The organism is Nocardia sp. NPDC004123, from assembly GCF_053603795.1.
This window is the reverse complement of record NZ_JBSGGG010000007.1, coordinates 124,671-143,210: the sequence shown is the minus strand read 5'-3', so window position 1 is coordinate 143,210 and position 18,540 is coordinate 124,671. Positions and strand designations below refer to the sequence as shown.

Below are 18,540 nucleotides of genomic sequence, written 5' to 3'. Positions count from 1 at the left end.
TCAGCTCGGCCCCGCGCGCGCGAATTGTGTGGCGATAGTGGGCCCGATCGAAGTCGTTCACGAATTCCGTTGATACACGGCCGAGTCCGGGCCCGAAGGCCCGGCTCGGTCGAGTTCTAGTGGGTTTGGGTGGGGTCGGGGGCGGCCTTGATGGGGGTGTCGTCGGTCCAGCCCCAGCGGGTTTCGAGGTGGACGGTGGCCGTGGCGGGGGGTGCGTCGATATAGGGGGTGAGTTTCTGGAGTTCGCCCCAGTCTCGGGTCCAGTCGTGGTCGAGGTAGGCGGGGACGGGCTGGGAGCGGAGTAGGAGGCTGGACCAGCCGAGGGGGCCGCCGCCGGTATCGCCCTGCCAGGTTTCGGAGACCTGGGCGTTCAGCTTGTCGGGGAGGATGCGCCAGGACGGGAGCTGGGCGATGCCGTCACGGTGGTCGAAGGGGTGCTGGCACGGGAAGGCGAGGCCGACATGGAAATCGGTCAGGACCGGGGTGTCGTGGCCGACGACGGTGTCGAGGGTGGCCAGGTGGGGCAGGCGGGGTGGGGTGAGGGCGAGCCATTGCTTGCCGGTCGGGTCGTCAGTGGTGGCCACCAGGCGAATCGCGGTGGTGTGGGTGGGGATTCGGTCCAGGGGGATGGGCAGGTTGCGCCAGCCGGGGGCGCCGCCGACTGTCGGGGGCGTCAGGGTGCCGAGGGGTTCGATGGTGCCGTCGTCGGCTCGGTGGGCGAACTCGAGGCGCAGTTGAGCGCCGTCGATCCGGTGGCCCTGCTCCTCACCGGCGATGCGGCCGGCCACGGTCAGCACCAGAATGTGGTAGCTGGAGTCCTGCTGTGCCGCAGCGAGATCCATGCGGTACCACTGGGTGGTGAGATGCGCGGGCTGCGGTTGGCCCGCGGTGTAGCTGCCCAGGATGGGCGTGAGCTTAGGGTCGAGGCCGTAGGGCAGGGCGATGGTACTGCCGTTGATGCCGGGGTCGGCCTTGGGCTTGTCCGCGGGGCCGCCGCCGGGCGGGGGAGTGCCCTGTTGCTGACCGCCACCGCCGGGGCCGCCGCTCCCGCCGCCGCTGCCGCCACCGGGGCCGCTGCCGCCGCCGGGGCCACCGCCCTCGGGCGCGAGGTCTCCGACGCCATTGGCGGTGAATCCGCTGTTGTCCGCGGCGAGTCCGTCGGCTGCGGTGCCGGTGTAGGGCGTCAGCAGGGATTCCTCGGGCTTGGTCTCCACGAGCACGTCATCGGCCATGGAGCACGGTTTTCCTTGCAGGGCTCGCAGATTCGACAGCGCGACCGAGTACGCGGGGTACTGCGTCCACGCCGCCGAGGCCATGGTCGCCACCTCGAACAGCACCACCAGAGCGGCGGCGACCGTGAGCGGCCGAATCGCGATCCGATCGAAAACCCGTGTTGCCGCACCGGTTCCTGCCGGTCGATAGGGCTCGCGGAAGTACTGCCAGGCCGCCACCAGCAGGCACAGCGCGCCCAGCCCGAGGATCAGCGAGGCGACGCTGGTACCGCCCACCACGGGTGCGCGATCCGGCCAGCGCACGCCGTAGCCGGAGACGTACCACCAGCCGTTGGAACCGGTGAAGCAGAACGCCACCAGGATCAGCACCGCCGCCGCGAACAGCGAACGCAGGTACGGCAGCCGGATTCCCTTGCCGCCCACCGCGACCGCGGTCACCGCGGCCAGTGCACCCGCCAGCCCGGCATAGACGCCGAAGTGATGGGTCCACTTGGTCGGCGTGAAGGCCATGAGCAGCGGCGACATGACGGCGATGCCGAGCACCCGCGCCACCGGCCCGCGGGCGGTCTCCGGAATCCGGCCGCCCTTGCGCAGCGCCACCGCGACGCACACGGCCAGGCACAGCAGCATGGCGAGTACGCCGAAGCGCCGCGACAGGGAGCCGTCCGGGGTCAGGGAGAGCAGCGAGATCCAGCGGGTGGGTTCGTCCGGCCAGGACAGGTTGGGGCCCACCAGCTTTCGCACCCGGGTGGCCTCGGCGACCGACGCCAGGGTCTGATCCGCGAAGACCACCGTCAGGACCAGGGTGCCCGCCGTCAGCGCCGGAGCGATGCGCGCGAGCAGGCTCGGGAGCCCGCCGGCTTCCGCGCGCACCTGGGTGAGGAGAATCCGCAGCACCCGTCGTGAACCGGCGAAAAGGGCTGCCAGGCAGATCAATCCGGACGGTCCCGCCGCCAGCGAGAACGCGGCGATCAGCACCGCGACCGCGGCCGGCAGCAAGCGCCCGGTGGCGATCGCACGTTCGATGGAGCACCAGGTGAGCAACGCGCCCAGTGCGATCAGCGGCTCCGGCCGCAGACCGTTGTCGAACGGCAGCCACAGCGCCAGGAACACCAGCGCGGCCGCCCAGCGCGGACCCGATGCGGCGCGCACCCGGGAACCCAGGCGCGGCAATACCTCCCGGCTGATCACCCACCAGCACAGCACCGCGGCCAGCAGCGCCGGCAACCGCATCCAGACACCGGCATCGGTCACCCGGGTCATCTGCGCCAGCAGTTCATACGGCCATCCGAAGGGCGCTTCCGCCACCCCGTACCACCGGTAGTAGTTGGCGGTGTATCCCGCGTACTCGGATACCCGCGCCATGGTGAGGATGTAACCGTCGTCGGAGGTATTGGCCCCGATCACATGCCAGACACCCAGCGTCGCAAGCACGACCGCATCGGTGAGCGTGAACCGCCACCAGCGCGCCGGCAGGAACCGCCGCCTGCGCCTGCCGTCCGCCGCGTCCATGAAATACAGGCAGACCAGCGCGACGAGGGTACACAGCACCGCGCCCGCCATAGCCGCCAGCTTCAGCACGCTCGGGCTCGACGAGAACCGCGAATCCACCTCGGCGTGCAACTTGGCATCACTCAGCCGGGTCCGATCCAGATCGGTGTACACCCCGACGATCTGGGGCCGCACATCCCGCGTGATCGTGGTCCGGAACGGCGAACCGTCCGACTTGGTCAACCCGGTCAACTCTGCGGTGGTGACCTCCGCACTCGAATGCACGACCAGCGCACCGCAACCGGCGTGCGGCACCAGATTCGGATTCGCCCCGCTCCCGGCCCCGGGCCCGGCAGCCGCACCGGGATCGGTGCTACCGGCCGGCGGCAGCGGCGCATCCGCCGGCAGCGTGGCTCCCGGCGGCGGTGCCGAACCCGACGGCGGAGTCGAACCCGGCGGCGGAGTCGCTCCGGCAGGCGGAGTCGCTCCCGGCGGCGGTGTGGCACCGGCCGGCGGGGTTGCTCCTCGCGCCGGATTCGAGCCCGCTACCGGCGCGGCTCCCGCCGGCGGCGTGGCCCCTGGCGGTGGTGTCGCTCCGGCAGGCGGATTCGCGCCTGGGGGCGGTGTCGCTCCCGCGGCCGGATTCGCGCCCGAGGGTTGTGCAGCGCCGGGTGCAGGGTTCACGCCCGAGGGTTGTGCCGCTCCAGGTGCAGGGTTCGCGCCGGACGGTTGTGCCGCTCCGGGTGCGGGATTCGCGCTCGGCAGCGGCGTGGCTCCGGGCGTGTGGTTCGCGTTCGCGGGCGGCGTGGCTCCGGGTGTCGGGGTCGGTGTGGTGCCGGATTGCGGGGTGACGCTGGACGGAGAGGTGATGGCCGGGTCGGAAGCTGTTCCGACGCCGGTCATTTCGAAGATCGAGGCGGTGAGCAGCGGGACGTTGCGCAGCGTCACCGACAGGGTGCGGCCGGTGCCCGGCCGGTCCTCGACCCGGGCGATCAGACCTGTGGCGGCGGCGCCGGGGGCCTGCGTGGGCACCGTGGACAACACTGTCCCGCTGGGCATGTCACGCAGCACCGCGCACGGCACGCTCATATCCACCGACAGCGGCACGTAATCCACCAGCGGCGCGGTCATCTGAACCGCTTGTGCCTGTGGCCAATCGAGGCCGGCCCGATCCTGCCGGACCGGCAGCAGCGGTGTGAGCACCGCCAGCAGAACACCGAGCACCCCCGCCACGAGGGCGATCAGTCGAATTGGAAAAACTCCCCCGGAAACTGAACGCACGAACGCCGATGCTAGCCATAGCCTCCGCGAAACTCATCGCGGAATATTCGGACCGGCACGTTTCCGGCTCCGATCGACCCGCATCTTCGCAGTTCGAGCGGTGATCTTCGAGGATTGGCCTATCGTTTGTCGGGGCATTCGATGGTGGACAGAGGACGCGGTAACCGGACTCAGGAGTCGTGATGGCGGAGGCGCTCGACGGCGGCGGCGTGGTGCGGACCCTGGTGCCCGCCCGCATCGATCGATTGCCGTGGTCGAGATTCCACACCCGGCTGGTGGTCGCGCTGGGAGTGGCGTGGATTCTCGACGGCCTCGAGATCACGGTGGCCAGTGCGGTCGCCGACACTCTCACCAAACCCGAGACCCTGCACCTGTCCTCGACCGCGGTCGGCCTGATCGCGACGGTGTACCTGGTGGGTGAGGTGGTCGGCGCGCTGGTGTTCGGCAACCTCTCCGATCGTCTGGGCCGGCGCAAGCTGTTCCTGATCACCCTGGGCATCTATCTGCTCGGAAGCGGGCTCACCGCAGCGACTCTCGGCAATGGCGCGGGCTGGGTGGCCTTCCTGTACGTCACCCGTTTCATCGCGGGCACCGGCATCGGCGGCGAGTACGCGGCCATCAATTCCGCCATCGACGAGCTGATTCCGGCCCGCTACCGCGGCCGTGTCGACATCGCGGTGAACGGAACCTATTGGGCCGGAGCGATTATCGGCACCCTCGGCACCTACATTCTGCTCAATCACCTGAGCCTGTCGCTGGGTTGGCGACTGGGCTTCCTCATCGGCCCGGTGCTGGGCCTGGTGATCCTGTTCGTGCGCCGCCATCTGCCGGAGAGCCCGCGCTGGCAGATCATGCACGGCCACGCCCGCGACGCGGAGGAGTCGATCGCGGAGATCGAGCGCGAGGTGGAGGCGACGGGGGTGTCGCTGCCGCCGGTCGACGAATCCCGGGCCATGGCGTTGAAACCCGCCGATCGCATCGGCTACCTGGCACTGACCAGGGTGCTGTTCCGCGAGTATCCGCAGCGCGCGATCCTGGGCGCGAGTCTCATGATCAGCCAATCGTTTCTGTACAACGCGATCTTCTTCACCTACACGCTGGTGCTCGGCAAGTTCTACGGGGTGCCCTCCGGTTCCACGCCCATCTATCTGATCGCCTTCGCGGTCGGAAACCTGGCCGGGCCGCTCACCATCGGGCACTTCTTCGACACCATCGGCCGCCGTCGCATGATCGCGGGCACCTACATCCTCTCCGGTGTGCTGCTGGCGATCTCGGCGGTGCTGTTCTACGCCGGGGTCCTGAATGCGATCACCCAGACGGCGTGCTGGTGCGTCATCTTCTTCTTCGCCTCGGCGGGCGCGAGTTCGGCCTATCTCACCGTGAGCGAGATCTTCCCGCTCGAGGTCCGGGCCAAGGCGATCGCCGTATTCTTCGCCATCGCACAGTGTTTCGGCGCGCTCGGGCCCGTGATCTACGGTGCGCTGATCGGCGACGGCTCACATCCGGTCCGGCTGTTCCTCGGCTATCTGCTGGGCGCGGCGGTCATGATCGCGGGCGGTGTGGTGGCCCAGCTCCTCGCGGTGGATGCCGAGGGCCGGTCGCTCGAGGACATCGCCCTGCCACTGGCGGCCACCCGGCGCGAGGGCACGGCCCGGGCCGAGGGCGCGGGCTCGCCCTTCTCGACCTGAGTTCGGCAGGCCCGCACCTGAACTCAGTTGGCGAGCGACTTCATCCAGTCGAGGACCACCGCGCGATAGTCACCCGTATTCGGCGCGAGATTGATGGCATGGCCGCTGTCGGGGAGCACGAAGGTGCGCAGCTTCGCCGCGGGGGAGAAGTACGGGCGCTCGGCCGCATCCAGGGTGGCCGTGTCGGTGCAGGTGCCGAAACCCGGGCCGCAGGTCATGCGATCCCGGCTCCCGTTGACGATGAGCACCGGCGCCGTGATGAAGCTGGACATGCCGGGCAGGGTGGAGAGCAGGCCGTCGGGGTACTCGGTCAGGGAGAATGTCTCCTTGTTGGCCTCGTCGAGCGCGACGACCCGGGGGTCGGGGTTTATGCCATAGAAATCGGCGGCGCGGGTGCCCGGGCGGGTGACCAGATAGCCGGGATCGTAACCGCGCCCGGCGAATTCGGGATCATTGACCGCCTGATAATAGGTGCTGATCACGCCGAGCACGTCCGGCACGCTGAGCGTGTGTGAATAGCCGGTCAGCAGGACGCCGTCGACATCGTGGTAACTGGTGGCCTCGATGACCGAGGTGCCGGAGGTCAGCGAGTGACCGGCGGTGACCACCTTGGTGAAGGGGGCATTGCCCGCGAAGCCGCCGCGCAGCGCCTGCACCATGGTGTGCAGGGCCTCCGCGGTCTCGGAGGCCGTCAGGCTGAGACTCGGCGGCCGGCTGCTCGCGCCATTGCCGAGCCGGTCCGCCACCAGCGTCGCGTAACCGGCCGCGTTCATGGCGCGCCGGAAGTTGTAGGTGTCGGGCTGGTACGGGAAATCCCAGTACAGGTGGTTGTAGTTGGATCCCGACATGAGGATCATCACCGTGTCAGTGGGCCCCTCCGGCAGGCACAGGGTGCCCGCGATGGTGCCCTGCGGAACCGGGAACGTCACGTCCTGGCAGTGATCGGCAGGGGCCGCGGGATCGGCCTGCGCCAGTGCCGGAGCGAGGGAGAGCAGGGTCGTGGCCGCGCAGACGGCCAGCGCCCGCAACGAGGTGCGCACGTCAGGAAATCCCTTGGCTGAAGTCGACTTTCGCGGCGTCGTCGGCGACCGCGCCCGCCACCACCTCGAGCGTGCGCGCGTCGATGGGCGTGCAGCCCAGCCGCGCCAGCGTCGTGTGGCGGTGCTCGCTGTCGGCGTCTCGCATGGCGTGTTCGAGGTCTTTTTCGGTGTCGTACAGCGTGATCGAGAACATGGTCCCGTCCTGCTCGTCCAGGAAGAAGAAGATCTGGCGAGCACCCGGATCCGACATGGCGTACGGGACGACCTCGCCCTGGATGATGGGAAGATTGACCGCCATCGACTCCTGATCGACGGGGCATGAGGCCTTCATCAGACGGGCATAGAGCTTCTTCATCACCGAAATTCTTCCCAGGAGCGGTTCCGAGTCCGGCCATTCTCTGGCGAATGACGATACTCCACACAATGATCCGTGAACGGTGCATTCGGGAACGTGATCGGAGATCTACTATGCACGGTATGGGCGCGCGAAATGTGCACTTCGTCGGGAGCTTTCCGGCCGAGAGCACCGGCGATGCGATGCGGGCGATGCTCGACGGTGCGGGCACCCGATTGCGGACGCTGCCGACCGGGGAGACCAGGCGCTACGAGTGGTACATCCAGCCGATCATCGACGATCTGGTTACTCAGGGTGCGCTGGAAGTGAAACGCAGCGGTTCATGGTCGTCGAGCCGGGAGCGGACCATCCACCGCGCTGCCCGGGACGCCGGGCTGACCGGAGACATGATGGAGTTCGGCTACCGCGGCGAGGCCGAAGAAGCGCTGCCGACCTTCGAAACCCTACGCGCCGAACGGGATCTACCCGAGCTGTCACTCCAGATCGGCATGCCGACCGATTTCACGATGGCCTTCATCGCGATGGGGGCGGGCGGGGTGCGACGGTATCGGAAAGCCTTCCGCGACGCCATGATTCGCGATATCGAGGGCATTCGCGCACGGGCCGGCGACCAGGTGGTACTGCAGTTCGAGGCCACCGCCGAAATGGTGTTGATGGCCAAAACCCAGCCGCTGCACCGGCGTATCGATGCGGCGCTGGGCCTGGGCCGTAGCATCGCCGAGCTCGCGGCGGCCACCCCGAAGGGCACCCGCATCGGCGTGCACCTGTGTCTCGGGAGCATGCGCAACAAGGCCCGGACCACATTGCGTGATACCCGCCCGCTGGTCGAACTGGCCAATTCTATTGCCCGGCAATGGCCCTCGGGCCGATCCCTGGAGTTCATCCACGGCCCGCTCGCCGCCGGTGAGATTCCGCCCTCCACCCGCCCGGAGTTCTATGCCCCGCTCGCGGGCCTGGACCTACCGCCGACAACCCGCTTCTATGCGGGTTTCGTGCACGAGACCCCGACCGAAGCCCAGCAGATCCAGACGCTGCGCACCATCGAATCGGCGCTGGGCCGACCGGTCGACGGCGTCGCCGGCGCCTGCGGCCTGGGCCGGCGTCCCCGCCCGATCGCCGATGCGCTGGTCACGCGGGCGGATACGCTGGCGGCGGTGGATTGAGCGGTGCTGCAGTGGGTTGGCCTGCGCCGCAGCCGTTTTCGTCCCGGCGGTCAGTTCTTGCGGCCGATGCCGCACAGGACCACCAGGCGGGTGGGCTGGAGGTCGCCTTCGAGCCATTCATTGGCGGGCGCGAGGCCGGGCGGCAGCATCTCCAAGCCCTCGAAGAAGCGCTCGACCTGCTCCGGCGGCCGGAAGTCGACCTGGGAGGGGCTGCCGACGGTGTCACTGGTGGAGGCGTTCTGGAAGAACGGGTGGGTATTGGTGGAGGCGTGCTGGATGACCAGCAGGCTGCCCGGCGCCATGGCGTCGCGCAGGCGTGCCACGGCCTCGTGGGGCTTCTCGTCGTCCATGACAAAGTGCAGGACGCCGACGATCACGACGGCAACCGGCAGGGAGAAGTCGATTCCGCCCTCGGTGCGCGCTAATTCGAGAATTTTGTCCGGTTCGCGAACGTCCGCGAGGATGGGCGTGACGCCCGGTGCGCTGGTGAGCAGCGCATTGCTGTGGGCGTACACCACGGGGTCGTAATCGATGGAGGCGACGATGGCGGACGGGTCGACCTGCTGTGCCACCTCGTGCACATTCGGGCTGATCGGAATGCCCGCGCCGATGTCCACGAACTGACGGATGCCTTCCTCTGCCGCGCGTCGCACCGCCCGCAGCAGGAATTGCCTGCTGTGCCAGGCGGTCTCCCGGGTGTCCGGGGCGACCTGCAGCATCTTGTCGCCGAGTGCGCGGTCGGCGTCGTAATTGTCCTTGCCACCGAGCATGTAGTTGTACACGCGAGCAGCGTTGGGCCGGAATGGATCCACGCCCACCGGTGCTCGATTGAACTCAGACACCGCACCTCCCTCGACATCCCCGCCGATCGTAACAATTCGCGGCGCACGCCAGAGAGAAACGCGGAGCTTCTCGGCAACCTGCCAGGCGTCGGAAAAAGCTCGCGAAACCGGGCCGAGGGTGCTCGATCTGCGCGGCCGGAAGCGCTGGAATGGTGCCCATGACTCGAATCGGAGCCGAACGGGTGCCGGTGGGAGCTGGACCCCTGACACGGGCGGCCGTGGTGGCGGTGGCCCGGCGCGGCGCGGGAGTGGAATTGGACGCGGATGCGCTGGCGGAGCTGGCGCGGGTGCGGCAGCACATCGACGCGCTGGCACACAGCGACCGGCCGGTCTACGGGGTGTCCACCGGGTTCGGGGCGCTGGCGCTGCGGCACATACCGGCGGCCCGGCGAACCGACCTGCAGCGCTCGCTGATTCGTTCGCACGCCGCCGGGGCCGGTGCACCGGTCGAGGCGGAGGTGGTGCGGGCCATGATGCTGCTGCGCTTGCGCACCCTGCTGTCCGGGCACACCGGGGTGCGGCCAGGGACCGCGCGGGCGCTGGCCGGACTGCTGGACAGCGGGCTGATTCCGGTTGTGCCGGAATACGGTTCGCTGGGCTGCTCGGGTGACCTGGCACCGCTGGCGGCGGTGGCGCTGGCACTCATGGGGGAGGGGTCGGTGCTCGGGCCCGGCGGTCCGCGCCCGATCGGGCCCGCGCTGGCCGAGCACGGACTGACGCCGATCACCTTGGCGGAGAAAGAGGGCCTGGCTCTCACCAACGGCACCGACGGCATGCTGGGCATGCTGGTGCTGGCCATCGAGGACCTGCGGCGGCTGTTCGACCTGGCCGATCTGACGGCGGCCATGAGCGTGGAGGCGCAGCTGGGCACCGATCGGGTGTTCGCGGCGGATCTGCAGGAGCTGCGCCCGCATCCCGGACAGGCGGTGTCGGCGGCGCGCATGCTGGCGGCGCTGGCCGGGTCCGAGATCGTGGCCAGTCACCGGGGCGAGGACTGCCCGCGGGTACAGGACGCGTATTCGCTGCGGTGCGCGCCACAGGTGCACGGCGCGGCGCGGGACACCCTGGACCACGCCGAGACCGTCGCCGCACGCGAATTGCGGTCCGCCATCGACAATCCCGTGGTGCTCGCCGACGGCCGGGTGGAGTCCAACGGGAACTTCCACGGCGCTCCCGTCGGCTACGTACTGGATTTCCTGGCCATCGCGGTCGCCGACGTGGCCGGCATGGCCGAACGCCGCACCGACCGCATGCTGGACGTGCACCGATCACACGGGCTGCCCGCATTCCTGGCCGCCGATCCGGGCGTGGACTCCGGCTACATGATCGCCCAGTACACCCAGGCCGGGGTGGTGACCGAGCTGAAGCGGTTTGCGGTGCCGGCGTCGGTGGATTCCATCCCGTCCAGTGCCATGCAGGAGGACCACGCGTCCATGGGCTGGACCGCGGCCCGCAAGCTGCGGCGCGCGGTGGACGGGCTGACCACCGTGCTCACCATCGAATTGCTCACCGCCGCACGCGCATTGGACCTCCGCGCACCTCTGCGGCCCGCTCCGGTGACCGGGGCGCTGCGGGATCTGGTGCGAGCACGGGTGCCGGGACCCGGGCCCGACCGCCACCTCGCACCGGATATCGCCACCGTGGCCGCACTGGTGCGGTCGGGTGCGGCGGATCACCTTCTCGACCGCGGGGTTTCGTCATGACGCGAATCGTCCGGGCCGCCCGCGGCGCCACGCTCACCGCCCGCACCTGGCCGACCGAAGCGGCCTGGCGCATGCTGCACAACAATCTGGATCCCGAGGTGGCCGAGCGGCCACAGGATCTCGTCGTCTACGGCGGGACCGGCCGGGCGGCCCGGGACTGGCCCAGCTTCGACGCCATTGCGCGGACCCTGCTCGACCTGCGCGAGGACGAGACCCTGCTGGTCCAGTCCGGTAGGCCGGTCGGCGTGCTGCGCACCCACGAGTGGGCGCCGCGGGTGCTCATCGCCAACTCGAATCTTGTTCCGGACTGGGCGAACTGGCCGGAGTTCCGCCGCCTGGAGGCGGCCGGGCTGACCATGTACGGGCAGATGACCGCCGGGTCGTGGATCTATATCGGCACCCAGGGAATCCTGCAGGGCACCTATGAGACCTTCGCGGCCGTGGCCGCCAAGCGATTCGGCGGCACCCTGGCCGGAACCCTCACGCTCACCGCGGGTCTGGGCGGCATGGGCGGGGCGCAACCGCTGGCGGTCACCATGAACGGCGGCGTGGCGCTGTGCGTCGAATGCAATCCGCGGCATGCCCGCCGCCGGGTCGAGACCCGGTACCTGGACGAGATCGCGGACGACATCGGCGACGCCCTGGCCCGGGTGCTCGCCGCCAAGGCCGCACGGCGGCCACTGTCGGTGGGGCTCATCGGCAATGCCGCCGAGGTGCTGCCGGAACTGCTGCGCCGCGAGGTCGAGGTGGACATCGTCACCGATCAGACCTCGGCCCACGACCCGCTGACCTACCTGCCGATCGGTGTCGCACTGGAGGACTGGGACGACTACGCGGGCCGCAAGCCCGACGAATTCACCCGGCGCGCACGGGATTCCATGGCCATCCACGTCGGCGCCATGGTCGGCTTCCTGGACCGCGGCGCGGAGGTCTTCGACTACGGCAATTCCATTCGCGGCGAGGCGAAGCTGGCCGGATACGAGCGCGCCTTCGACTTCCCGGGCTTCGTGCCCGCCTATATCCGGCCCCTGTTCTGCGCGGGCAAGGGGCCGTTCCGCTGGGTCGCCCTGTCCGGAGACCCGGCCGATATCGCCACCACCGACCGCGCCATTCTCGAGCTCTTCCCCGAGAACGAGTCCCTCGCCCGCTGGATCCGCCTGGCGCGGGACCGGGTCGCGTTCCAGGGCCTGCCCGCCCGCATCTGCTGGCTCGGCCACGGCGAACGCCGGTCCGCCGGACTCCGATTCAATGAGCTGGTCGCCGGCGGTCAGGTCGCGGCCCCCATCGTGATCGGCCGCGATCACCTCGACTGCGGCTCGGTCGCCTCGCCGTACCGCGAAACCGAAGCCATGGCCGACGGCTCCGACGCCATCGCGGACTGGCCGCTGCTCAATGCCCTCGTCAATACCGCGTCCGGCGCGAGCTGGGTCTCCATCCACCACGGCGGCGGCGTGGGTATCGGCCGCTCCATCCACGCCGGTCAGGTCACGGTCGCCGACGGCACCCCGCTGGCCGCCCAGAAGATCGACCGGGTCCTCACCAACGACCCGGCCACGGGCGTGCTGCGCCACGTGGACGCCGGATACCTGGAGGCGGAATCGGTCGCCCGCGCCAAGAACATTCGAATTCCATTGTGGGAGGGCTGATCCGGTGCCTCAATCCAGGTCGATGCGGACACTCAGGAGGTCGGTGCCCATCACTCGGACGGCTGCGCTGTTGGCCTTCGGGAGGGTGCGCAGACGGGCGATGGGGTCGTCGTCGGGCAGGAGGTGGGCGGTGCCGGTGTACCAGCGGCCGTGGAGGCGGAGGCGGACGCGGGGGTCGGCTTCGATATTGCGGATGTACTGGGAGCGGGTGCCGAATTCGGAGACCAGCCAGAAGGACGCGCCGGAGCGGCGGCCGCCGATGGGGGTTGTGCGTGGGCGGCCGCTGACCCGGCCGGTGGTCTCCAGCAGGGTTTGGATGGGTAGGCGGCCCAGGATCGGGTTGCCCACCCTCCGCTGAAATGTCGTGACCATGGCGTGTTGCAGATCGCGTCGGCTCGGCATGGACCGACGCTAGCACCGGCCGCGGCTCACCGGGCCAGTTGCAGGGCCAGCGTGGCGGCGGCCGGGGCCAGGTAGAGCAGGGGGAAGGGGGTGGTCTTGTAGGAGTGGGCGCGGATAGTGGTGGCCGCGGCCCCGGTGAAGTAGAGGATCAGGCCGATGGCGGCCGCGATGCCGAGGGGCGGGAGGAAGAAACCGGCCACCAGGCCCAGCGCGCCGGCCGATTTGGCCAGGGCCAGCCAGTTCCACCAGGTGCGCGGGACGCCATAGTCGATCAGCGGGTCCACGACGAACTGCTGCCCGGTGAACAGGGAGTAGCCGGAGAAGCCGATCCAGAGGGCCGAGACGACACCGACGATGTGGTAGGCGAGGTTCATGGGAGCCACGTCCTTTCAGGTTTGCTGTGCTCTTACCTGAATGACGAAGCAGGAGCCCGAGGAGTGACATCGGGGTCAGGGGAGGTGGGATTGCAGGAAGGAGAGCGCGTCGGGCAGGGAGGCGAGGAACGCGCCGCTGTGGTCCTTGCCGGGGTAGGCCGTGACGGTGACGTGCACCCAGGGGTTGTGGTCCTGGAGGGCGGCACCGTAGGCGGGGGTGTCGGCCGGGGGGACGTCGATATCGGCGGTGCCGTAGCCGATCATGAGGTCGGCGGGGACCAGGTCCTCCTGATAGGAGACCAGCGATCTGATGTCGGTCTCGAAGGTCGGGGTGGGGTTGTCCGGATCGGCGACGAGCGCCTCGGGGCGGCGGCCCCCGGCGGCGGCCACCAGATCCGAAAGGCATGCGGTGGCGGCCTTTTCCACGTACTGCCTGCCGAAGTCGGACAGGTACGGGGTCACGGTGCCGGGCGCGAGCTCCTCCAGCGCGGCGAGATAGTAGCCCGCGTAGCCGACCTGGTTCTCGGAGCCGGTCGAGCCGCGGCGGAACATCTCACGCAGGCTCTTGGCCGGATTCGTGCGCAGGCCGGTGGCGATCACGCCGGTGAGTCCCCTGACAGCGGCCGGGTTCCGGGCATAGAGGGCGGCCGCGCTCATGACGGCGTGCGCGCCCTCGGACTGGCCGATGAGCACCCAATGCGCCGACAGCGGGACGGGCAGACCGCGGACCGCCGTGATCGAGTCGAGAATGGAGCGGCCCTCGACCGCGGTGTTGTAGTAGCTGAAATTGCCGCCGGTGCCCAGACCTTGATAGTCGGGCGCCAGCACGGCGTAGCCCCGGTCCAGAATCTGGTTGAAATAGCTGCGATTTCGATCCGACTGCGGCCGATGCGAGGGCGCGCAGTCATTGCCGATCCCGGTCGTGCCGTGCGCCCACACCACCAGCGGCCAGCCACCCTGCGGCGGCAGCCCGGACGGCAGATACAGCGCCGCGCCGGCCCGGGCCGGATTCTCCCGCTGATCGACGGTGGTGTAGGTGAAGCCGAGCGACTCCGCGGCCCTGTCGAAAGACCATGCGCCATTGAGCAATTCGATACCGCTCAGCCGCCCGAGATCATTGCTGTCGGCCGTGGCCGGCGCCGCCGTCACGGCCAGGGTGGCGGTCAGCGCGGCGCAGGCGCTCATCGTGCCCGCGGCCAGTGCGGCCTGCCGGACAGCGGCTGCGAACCTGCGACGAATCGGCATGGCCATCACTCCCTTTCGGCGGGCAACCCCCCGACCATACCGCCGTCATTCCATCCCGTGCGCCTGCGCCACCAGATCGAAGAACACCCAGACGCCGCCCTTCTGATACGCGTCCGGTGTCTCCGATCCGCCCAGGAACGGGTACGGGGTGGCGATGTACACCTCGTCGTCGGCGAGCGGGCCAAGGCGCCGGCGGATCTCGGCGACGTGCCCCGGCTGGAGGACATAGGTGATGACGTTCGGGTCGAACAGGACCCGGCTGACGAACTCGGTGATCTCGGTGAAGACGCCGTACGGCTTCACGCCGGGGCTGTATGGATCGAGGATCCCGTACTCGCCGGTCCGGCTGCTCATCAGGAACGCGCACCCCAGATCCGAGTAACCGACCACCGTGTCGAACTGCGGATAGTGTTCGGCCCAGGCCGGCATCACCCGGTCCATACGCTGGTCGCCGATCAGGCGGAAGGGAACGCTGGTCACTGCGCCCATCCAACCAGACCGGCGACCGGGACCGATCCTCGACAGGTCCGGCCGTACCGCACGAAGATCGAATCACCCGTCGTAGTGGAGGTGCCCGTGACCGAAGAATGGCGCAAAGTCGCTGAGCGCGTCCGCAACTGGGGCCGCTGGGGTGAGGACGACCAGCTCGGCACCCTGAACCTGCTGACCCCGGACCGCATCGCCTTTGCCGCCACCCGGGCGCGCGCGGGCCGCACCATCCAGCTGGGCATCCCGTTCGACGCGTACGGACCGCAGGGCTCGAGCGGCTTCCGGCGCAACCCCATCCACCTCATGGCCGTGGACGGCGGCGACGCCGACCTCGCGACCGCCCTGGACGGCTGGGGTGGCCGGAACGAGGCACAGGTGGCGGGCATGTACGCCGCCGGCCCGATGCGCTACAACGACGACTACATCATGATGCCGCTGCAGACGGCCACGCAGTGGGACGCGCTGTCCCACGTGTACTACGACGGCCTGCTCTACAACGGCTATCCGGCCGCGGCCGTCACCAGCTTCGGCGCCGCCAAGCTCGGCATCGAACACGTCGCCGAGCGCGGCGGCGTGGTGGGCCGCGGCGTGCTGCTGGACGTGGCCCGGCACCACAACCTGGATCGGCTCGAGGCCGGGACCGTCGTCACGCCGCAGGACCTGCAGGCGACGGCGGACGCGCAGGACGTCGAGCTGCGCCCCGGCGACATCCTGCTGGTGCGCACCGGCTGGTGGACCCGATTCCTCGAAACCAGAAGGGCCGCAGAATGGTTCGGCGGCAGCCCCGGCCTGAGCTGGCGCTGCGCGGAATGGCTGCACGAGCACGATATCGCCGCGGTCGCGGTGGACAATCCGGCCGTCGAGGTCATGCGCCCCGAGGACGGCGTCATGATGCCGCTGCACATGCTCGCGCTGCGCGACATGGGGCTGCCGCTCGGCGAGATCTGGGACCTCGAAGCCCTGGCCCGCGACTGCGCCGAGGACGGCGTCCACGACTTCCTGCTGTGCGCGCCCGCCCTGCGGATCCCGGGTGCGGTGGGGAGCCCGATCAGCCCCATCGCCATCAAATAGACCGGCCGGGAACACCTTTCAGAACGCCGCCAGCACCAGGGCGGCGATGAAGACCACCTGCACCAGGCCCCGCAGCGGCAGCGGCATCGACTTGATGCCGAGGTCGGCGCGGGCCGCCCGGACGTTGGCCGGGAACAGGAAGACCAGCATGACGGCCAGGCAGACGGCTGCCAGGGGCGCCGCCCACGGGATGAGCAGGCCGATGGCTCCGGCCAATTCGAGGACACCGGTCAGGGTCACCAGGCCCGCCGGATTGGGCAGGCGCGGCGGAACCATGGCGATCAGGCCGTCACGGCGGGGCTGGAGGAAGTGCGCCGACGCGGTCAGCGCGAACATGGCGGCTAGGCCGATCCGGGCGGCGTGCGGCCAGGAGTTCAGCCAATCGGCGAGATCGAGCCACCCGGCCAGGCGGGCCAGACCGGAGACGACGACGAGAACGATGAGCGGTGCCATCGCGGACTCCTCTGGGGGAGATCAATCTTGACGGGGACATGAATGATCATCGGCGACCATTTATTCCGGATATCCACGATGGCAGACCACCCCGGACGTCGGGACGAGGCTCGGCGGTATGGGCCCGAAACCCGGGCCGGCCCGGTAGATTCGGCACCGCTCATGGTCAAAATTGGACAGCCCATCCGGACACTGCAGTACGCGCCGACGGCCGGTTCCCCCACCGGTCTCGAACTGCTGACCTTCGACCAGCTGCGCCGGATGCCGGTGGCCGCCGGCCACGAGGTGATCCGCGGCGACTTCCACGTCCTGGCCCGCTGCACCGCCGGAAGCGGGCGCATGACCATCGACTTCGTCGCGCACGACCTGGCCGCCGACACGGTCGCCTGGATCCGGCCCGGCTGGACCCACCGCTGGGACGATATCGCCGAGCTGAAGGGCGATCTCATCCTGTGCCGCTCGGAACTGGTGCCCGCCGCGGCCCTCGGACATCTGCCGTCCCCGGCCACACCCCCGGTGGTGACCGCGAATCCCCTGACCGACTCCGCCTTCGAACATCTGATCAGTGAATACGCCGTCGATCCGCCGAACGCGGCCATCCTGCACCACCTGCTCAGCGCGGTGACGCTCCGGCTGGCCGCGGGTCTGCCCGCCCTGCCCGACCCCACCGACCTCTTCGACCGTTTCGCCTGCCTGGCCGAGCGGTACCACGCCGAAACCCGCGAAGTCGCCTGGTACGCGGCCCAACTCGGCTACTCGCCCCGCACCCTCTCGCGCGCCGTCCAATCGGCCATCGGCGCCACCGCCAAGCAGTACCTGAACGCCCGCGTCACCCTCGAAGCCAAACGCCTGCTCGCCCACGAGCCGGTCACCACCGCCGAATGCGCCCGCCGCCTCGGCTTCGACGACCCCGCCAACTTCACCAAGTTCTTCCGCGCGAACACCGCCACCACCCCGACCCAGTTCCGCCTGGATCTCACCGGGCAATAGATCCGGCCCGAGGCGAAGCATCACCGCGATCCCGGCGGCACGCTGTTCGAATCCGACGGTGCGGGCATCGGCGCCGCCATGACGACAGATCGTTTCGGGGAAATTTGTGATTGCCGGGCGATTCGGCTGTGACCTCTCGGATCGTCGCGTTAAGTTGGGCCGGTGCGGGTGGAGATGACGAGCGATCCGGTGGAATTCCAGCGGCGGGTGGCCGGGTTTCTCGGGCGTGATCCCTTGCGGCACACGGTGATGTCGACGGTCCTCGCCAATGAGATCGCCGGTCTCACCATCGCCCGTGAGCCGTCCTATTTCGCGTCTGTGCACGCGGATGACGTTGTGGGCGTTGCCATGCGGAGCGCCGGGCGCGGAGTGTGGCTGGGGCAGTTGCCGATCGACGCGGTGCGGCTCCTGGTGACCCGATTCGCCGAGCTCCTGCCGCAGATCGACGACGTGCACGGCACCGAACCACTGGCCGGGCCGTTCGCGGCGGCGTGGAGTGCGCTGCGCGGCAGGGCGTATCACGCGGACCACGGTGCGCGGCTGTACCGGCTCGGGCCGCTGCGCCCGCCGCTCGTGCCCCCGGGCAGGGCTCGCCCCGCCACCGCGGCGGATATCGATGTCAGCGGGCGCTGGCTCGCCGAGATGGCCCGCGAACTGGGCGACAAGCACCTGGCCATGAACGACAAAGGAATCCGCGCCCGCATCGAGGCCGGACGCTGGTGGCTGTGGGAGGGCGACGGACAACCGGTGTCCCTGACGGCGCACCAGGTCCCGGTCAACGGCTGGGTCCGGATCGGGCCGGTCTTCACGCCCCGGGCTGCACGCGGCCACGGCTACGCCTCGGCACTGGTCGCGGAGGTTTCCCGGCGGCTGCGCGAGACCGGGGCCGAGGTCTGCCTGTACGCCGACATCGACAATCCGACCTCGAACAAGATCTACCGCGCCATCGGATTCGAGGCGGTCATGGACGAGGCGCACTACACCTTCGAGTGAGCGTCGTGTCACCTTCTTCTATCGGATCACCACGCTGGCCACGTCCGCGATCCGGTCTCGGATGTGTCGCATCGTGCCGGCT

16 protein-coding genes are annotated in these 18,540 nt (G+C 69.4%); 7 read left to right on the top strand and 9 right to left on the bottom strand.

Going from position 1 to position 18,540, the window contains the following annotated elements; all coding sequences use genetic code 11:
* Positions 1–116 precede the first annotated feature (116 nt).
* Entirely contained in the window at positions 117–4,004 is a 3,888-nt protein-coding gene (locus ACWEQQ_RS12075) for an arabinosyltransferase domain-containing protein (protein WP_452348215.1), read from the bottom strand.
* Positions 4,005–4,186: 182 nt separating this feature from the next.
* On the opposite strand from ACWEQQ_RS12075, the gene ACWEQQ_RS12070 reads away from it, so the two are divergent.
* Positions 4,187–5,692, top strand: coding sequence for an MFS transporter (locus tag ACWEQQ_RS12070; RefSeq protein ID WP_452348214.1), 1,506 nt, complete (start codon positions 4,187–4,189; stop codon positions 5,690–5,692).
* Between the two features lie 23 nt (positions 5,693–5,715).
* On the opposite strand, the gene ACWEQQ_RS12065 is transcribed toward ACWEQQ_RS12070, so the two are convergent.
* Together ACWEQQ_RS12065 and ACWEQQ_RS12060 are read right to left on the bottom strand one after the other, a co-directional pair.
* Entirely contained in the window at positions 5,716–6,732 is a 1,017-nt protein-coding gene (locus ACWEQQ_RS12065; RefSeq protein ID WP_452348213.1) for an alpha/beta hydrolase, read from the bottom strand.
* Between the two features lies 1 nt (position 6,733).
* Positions 6,734–7,087, bottom strand: coding sequence for a hypothetical protein (locus tag ACWEQQ_RS12060; RefSeq protein WP_452341271.1), 354 nt, complete (start codon positions 7,085–7,087; stop codon positions 6,734–6,736).
* Positions 7,088–7,209: 122 nt separating this feature from the next.
* On the opposite strand from ACWEQQ_RS12060, the gene ACWEQQ_RS12055 reads away from it, so the two are divergent.
* Positions 7,210–8,250: a hypothetical protein gene (locus tag ACWEQQ_RS12055; RefSeq protein ID WP_452348212.1), complete on the top strand. Its 1,041-nt coding sequence runs from the start codon at positions 7,210–7,212 to the stop codon at positions 8,248–8,250.
* A 50-nt stretch (positions 8,251–8,300) separates the two neighbouring features.
* Here ACWEQQ_RS12055 and ACWEQQ_RS12050 read toward each other — a convergent pair whose 3' ends face one another.
* The gene (locus ACWEQQ_RS12050) at positions 8,301–9,092 is read right to left on the bottom strand and encodes an SAM-dependent methyltransferase (protein WP_452348211.1); all 792 of its coding nucleotides are present in this window, start codon (positions 9,090–9,092) and stop codon (positions 8,301–8,303) included.
* 158 nt (positions 9,093–9,250) lie between these two features.
* On the opposite strand from ACWEQQ_RS12050, the gene hutH reads away from it, so the two are divergent.
* Together hutH and hutU are read left to right on the top strand one after the other, a co-directional pair.
* Positions 9,251–10,795, top strand: coding sequence for a histidine ammonia-lyase (gene hutH, locus ACWEQQ_RS12045; RefSeq protein WP_452348210.1), 1,545 nt, complete (start codon positions 9,251–9,253; stop codon positions 10,793–10,795).
* A complete protein-coding gene (hutU, locus tag ACWEQQ_RS12040) occupies positions 10,792–12,441 on the top strand; it encodes a urocanate hydratase (protein WP_452348209.1) in 1,650 nt (549 codons plus the stop codon). Before hutH ends, hutU begins: the two co-directional genes overlap by 4 nt.
* Positions 12,442–12,450: 9 nt before the next feature.
* Here hutU and ACWEQQ_RS12035 read toward each other — a convergent pair whose 3' ends face one another.
* The 4 genes from ACWEQQ_RS12035 to ACWEQQ_RS12020 all read right to left on the bottom strand — a co-directional run bounded on the left by ACWEQQ_RS12035 (position 12,451) and on the right by ACWEQQ_RS12020 (position 14,942).
* Complete coding sequence (locus ACWEQQ_RS12035) at positions 12,451–12,843, bottom strand: nitroreductase/quinone reductase family protein (RefSeq protein WP_452341276.1); 393 nt, start codon at positions 12,841–12,843, stop codon at positions 12,451–12,453.
* 26 nt (positions 12,844–12,869) lie between these two features.
* Positions 12,870–13,217, bottom strand: a complete 348-nt coding sequence (locus ACWEQQ_RS12030) for a DoxX family protein (RefSeq protein WP_452341277.1) — start codon at positions 13,215–13,217, stop codon at positions 12,870–12,872.
* Positions 13,218–13,292: 75 nt separating this feature from the next.
* Positions 13,293–14,462: an alpha/beta hydrolase family protein gene (locus tag ACWEQQ_RS12025; protein ID WP_452348208.1), complete on the bottom strand. Its 1,170-nt coding sequence runs from the start codon at positions 14,460–14,462 to the stop codon at positions 13,293–13,295.
* A gap of 45 nt (positions 14,463–14,507) precedes the next feature.
* Positions 14,508–14,942, bottom strand: a complete 435-nt coding sequence (locus ACWEQQ_RS12020) for a T6SS immunity protein Tdi1 domain-containing protein (protein ID WP_354835595.1) — start codon at positions 14,940–14,942, stop codon at positions 14,508–14,510.
* Between the two features lie 90 nt (positions 14,943–15,032).
* On the opposite strand from ACWEQQ_RS12020, the gene ACWEQQ_RS12015 reads away from it, so the two are divergent.
* Positions 15,033–16,022 carry a cyclase family protein gene (locus ACWEQQ_RS12015; RefSeq protein ID WP_452341279.1) on the top strand — a complete coding sequence of 330 codons (990 nt, stop codon included), beginning with the start codon at positions 15,033–15,035 and terminating at the stop codon, positions 16,020–16,022.
* Between the two features lie 18 nt (positions 16,023–16,040).
* Here ACWEQQ_RS12015 and ACWEQQ_RS12010 read toward each other — a convergent pair whose 3' ends face one another.
* On the bottom strand, positions 16,041–16,475 hold the full coding sequence (locus tag ACWEQQ_RS12010) for a DoxX family protein (protein ID WP_452348207.1): 435 nt from the start codon (positions 16,473–16,475) through the stop codon (positions 16,041–16,043).
* A 162-nt stretch (positions 16,476–16,637) separates the two neighbouring features.
* Here ACWEQQ_RS12010 and ACWEQQ_RS12005 point away from each other — a divergent pair, with 162 nt between their 5' ends.
* Positions 16,638–17,465 carry a helix-turn-helix domain-containing protein gene (locus tag ACWEQQ_RS12005; RefSeq protein WP_452348206.1) on the top strand — a complete coding sequence of 276 codons (828 nt, stop codon included), beginning with the start codon at positions 16,638–16,640 and terminating at the stop codon, positions 17,463–17,465.
* Between the two features lie 174 nt (positions 17,466–17,639).
* The gene (locus ACWEQQ_RS12000; RefSeq protein WP_452348205.1) at positions 17,640–18,458 is read left to right on the top strand and encodes a GNAT family N-acetyltransferase; all 819 of its coding nucleotides are present in this window, start codon (positions 17,640–17,642) and stop codon (positions 18,456–18,458) included.
* Positions 18,459–18,540: the final 82 nt, after the last annotated feature.

Excerpts from the sequence above, each read along its gene's own strand:
- ACWEQQ_RS12005 (WP_452348206.1), top strand. The coding sequence starts at position 16,638 with ATGGTCAAAATTGGACAGCCCATCCGGACACTGCAGTACGCGCCGACG.
- ACWEQQ_RS12035 (WP_452341276.1), bottom strand. The coding sequence starts at position 12,843 with ATGCCGAGCCGACGCGATCTGCAACACGCCATGGTCACGACATTTCAG.
- ACWEQQ_RS12060 (WP_452341271.1), bottom strand. The coding sequence starts at position 7,087 with ATGAAGAAGCTCTATGCCCGTCTGATGAAGGCCTCATGCCCCGTCGAT.
- ACWEQQ_RS12030 (WP_452341277.1), bottom strand. The coding sequence starts at position 13,217 with ATGAACCTCGCCTACCACATCGTCGGTGTCGTCTCGGCCCTCTGGATC.
- ACWEQQ_RS12055 (WP_452348212.1), top strand. The coding sequence starts at position 7,210 with ATGGGCGCGCGAAATGTGCACTTCGTCGGGAGCTTTCCGGCCGAGAGC.
- hutU (WP_452348209.1), top strand. The coding sequence starts at position 10,792 with ATGACGCGAATCGTCCGGGCCGCCCGCGGCGCCACGCTCACCGCCCGC.
- hutH (WP_452348210.1), top strand. The coding sequence starts at position 9,251 with ATGACTCGAATCGGAGCCGAACGGGTGCCGGTGGGAGCTGGACCCCTG.
- ACWEQQ_RS12010 (WP_452348207.1), bottom strand. The coding sequence starts at position 16,475 with ATGGCACCGCTCATCGTTCTCGTCGTCGTCTCCGGTCTGGCCCGCCTG.
- ACWEQQ_RS12000 (WP_452348205.1), top strand. The coding sequence starts at position 17,640 with ATGACGAGCGATCCGGTGGAATTCCAGCGGCGGGTGGCCGGGTTTCTC.
- ACWEQQ_RS12070 (WP_452348214.1), top strand. The coding sequence starts at position 4,187 with ATGGCGGAGGCGCTCGACGGCGGCGGCGTGGTGCGGACCCTGGTGCCC.
- ACWEQQ_RS12025 (WP_452348208.1), bottom strand. The coding sequence starts at position 14,462 with ATGCCGATTCGTCGCAGGTTCGCAGCCGCTGTCCGGCAGGCCGCACTG.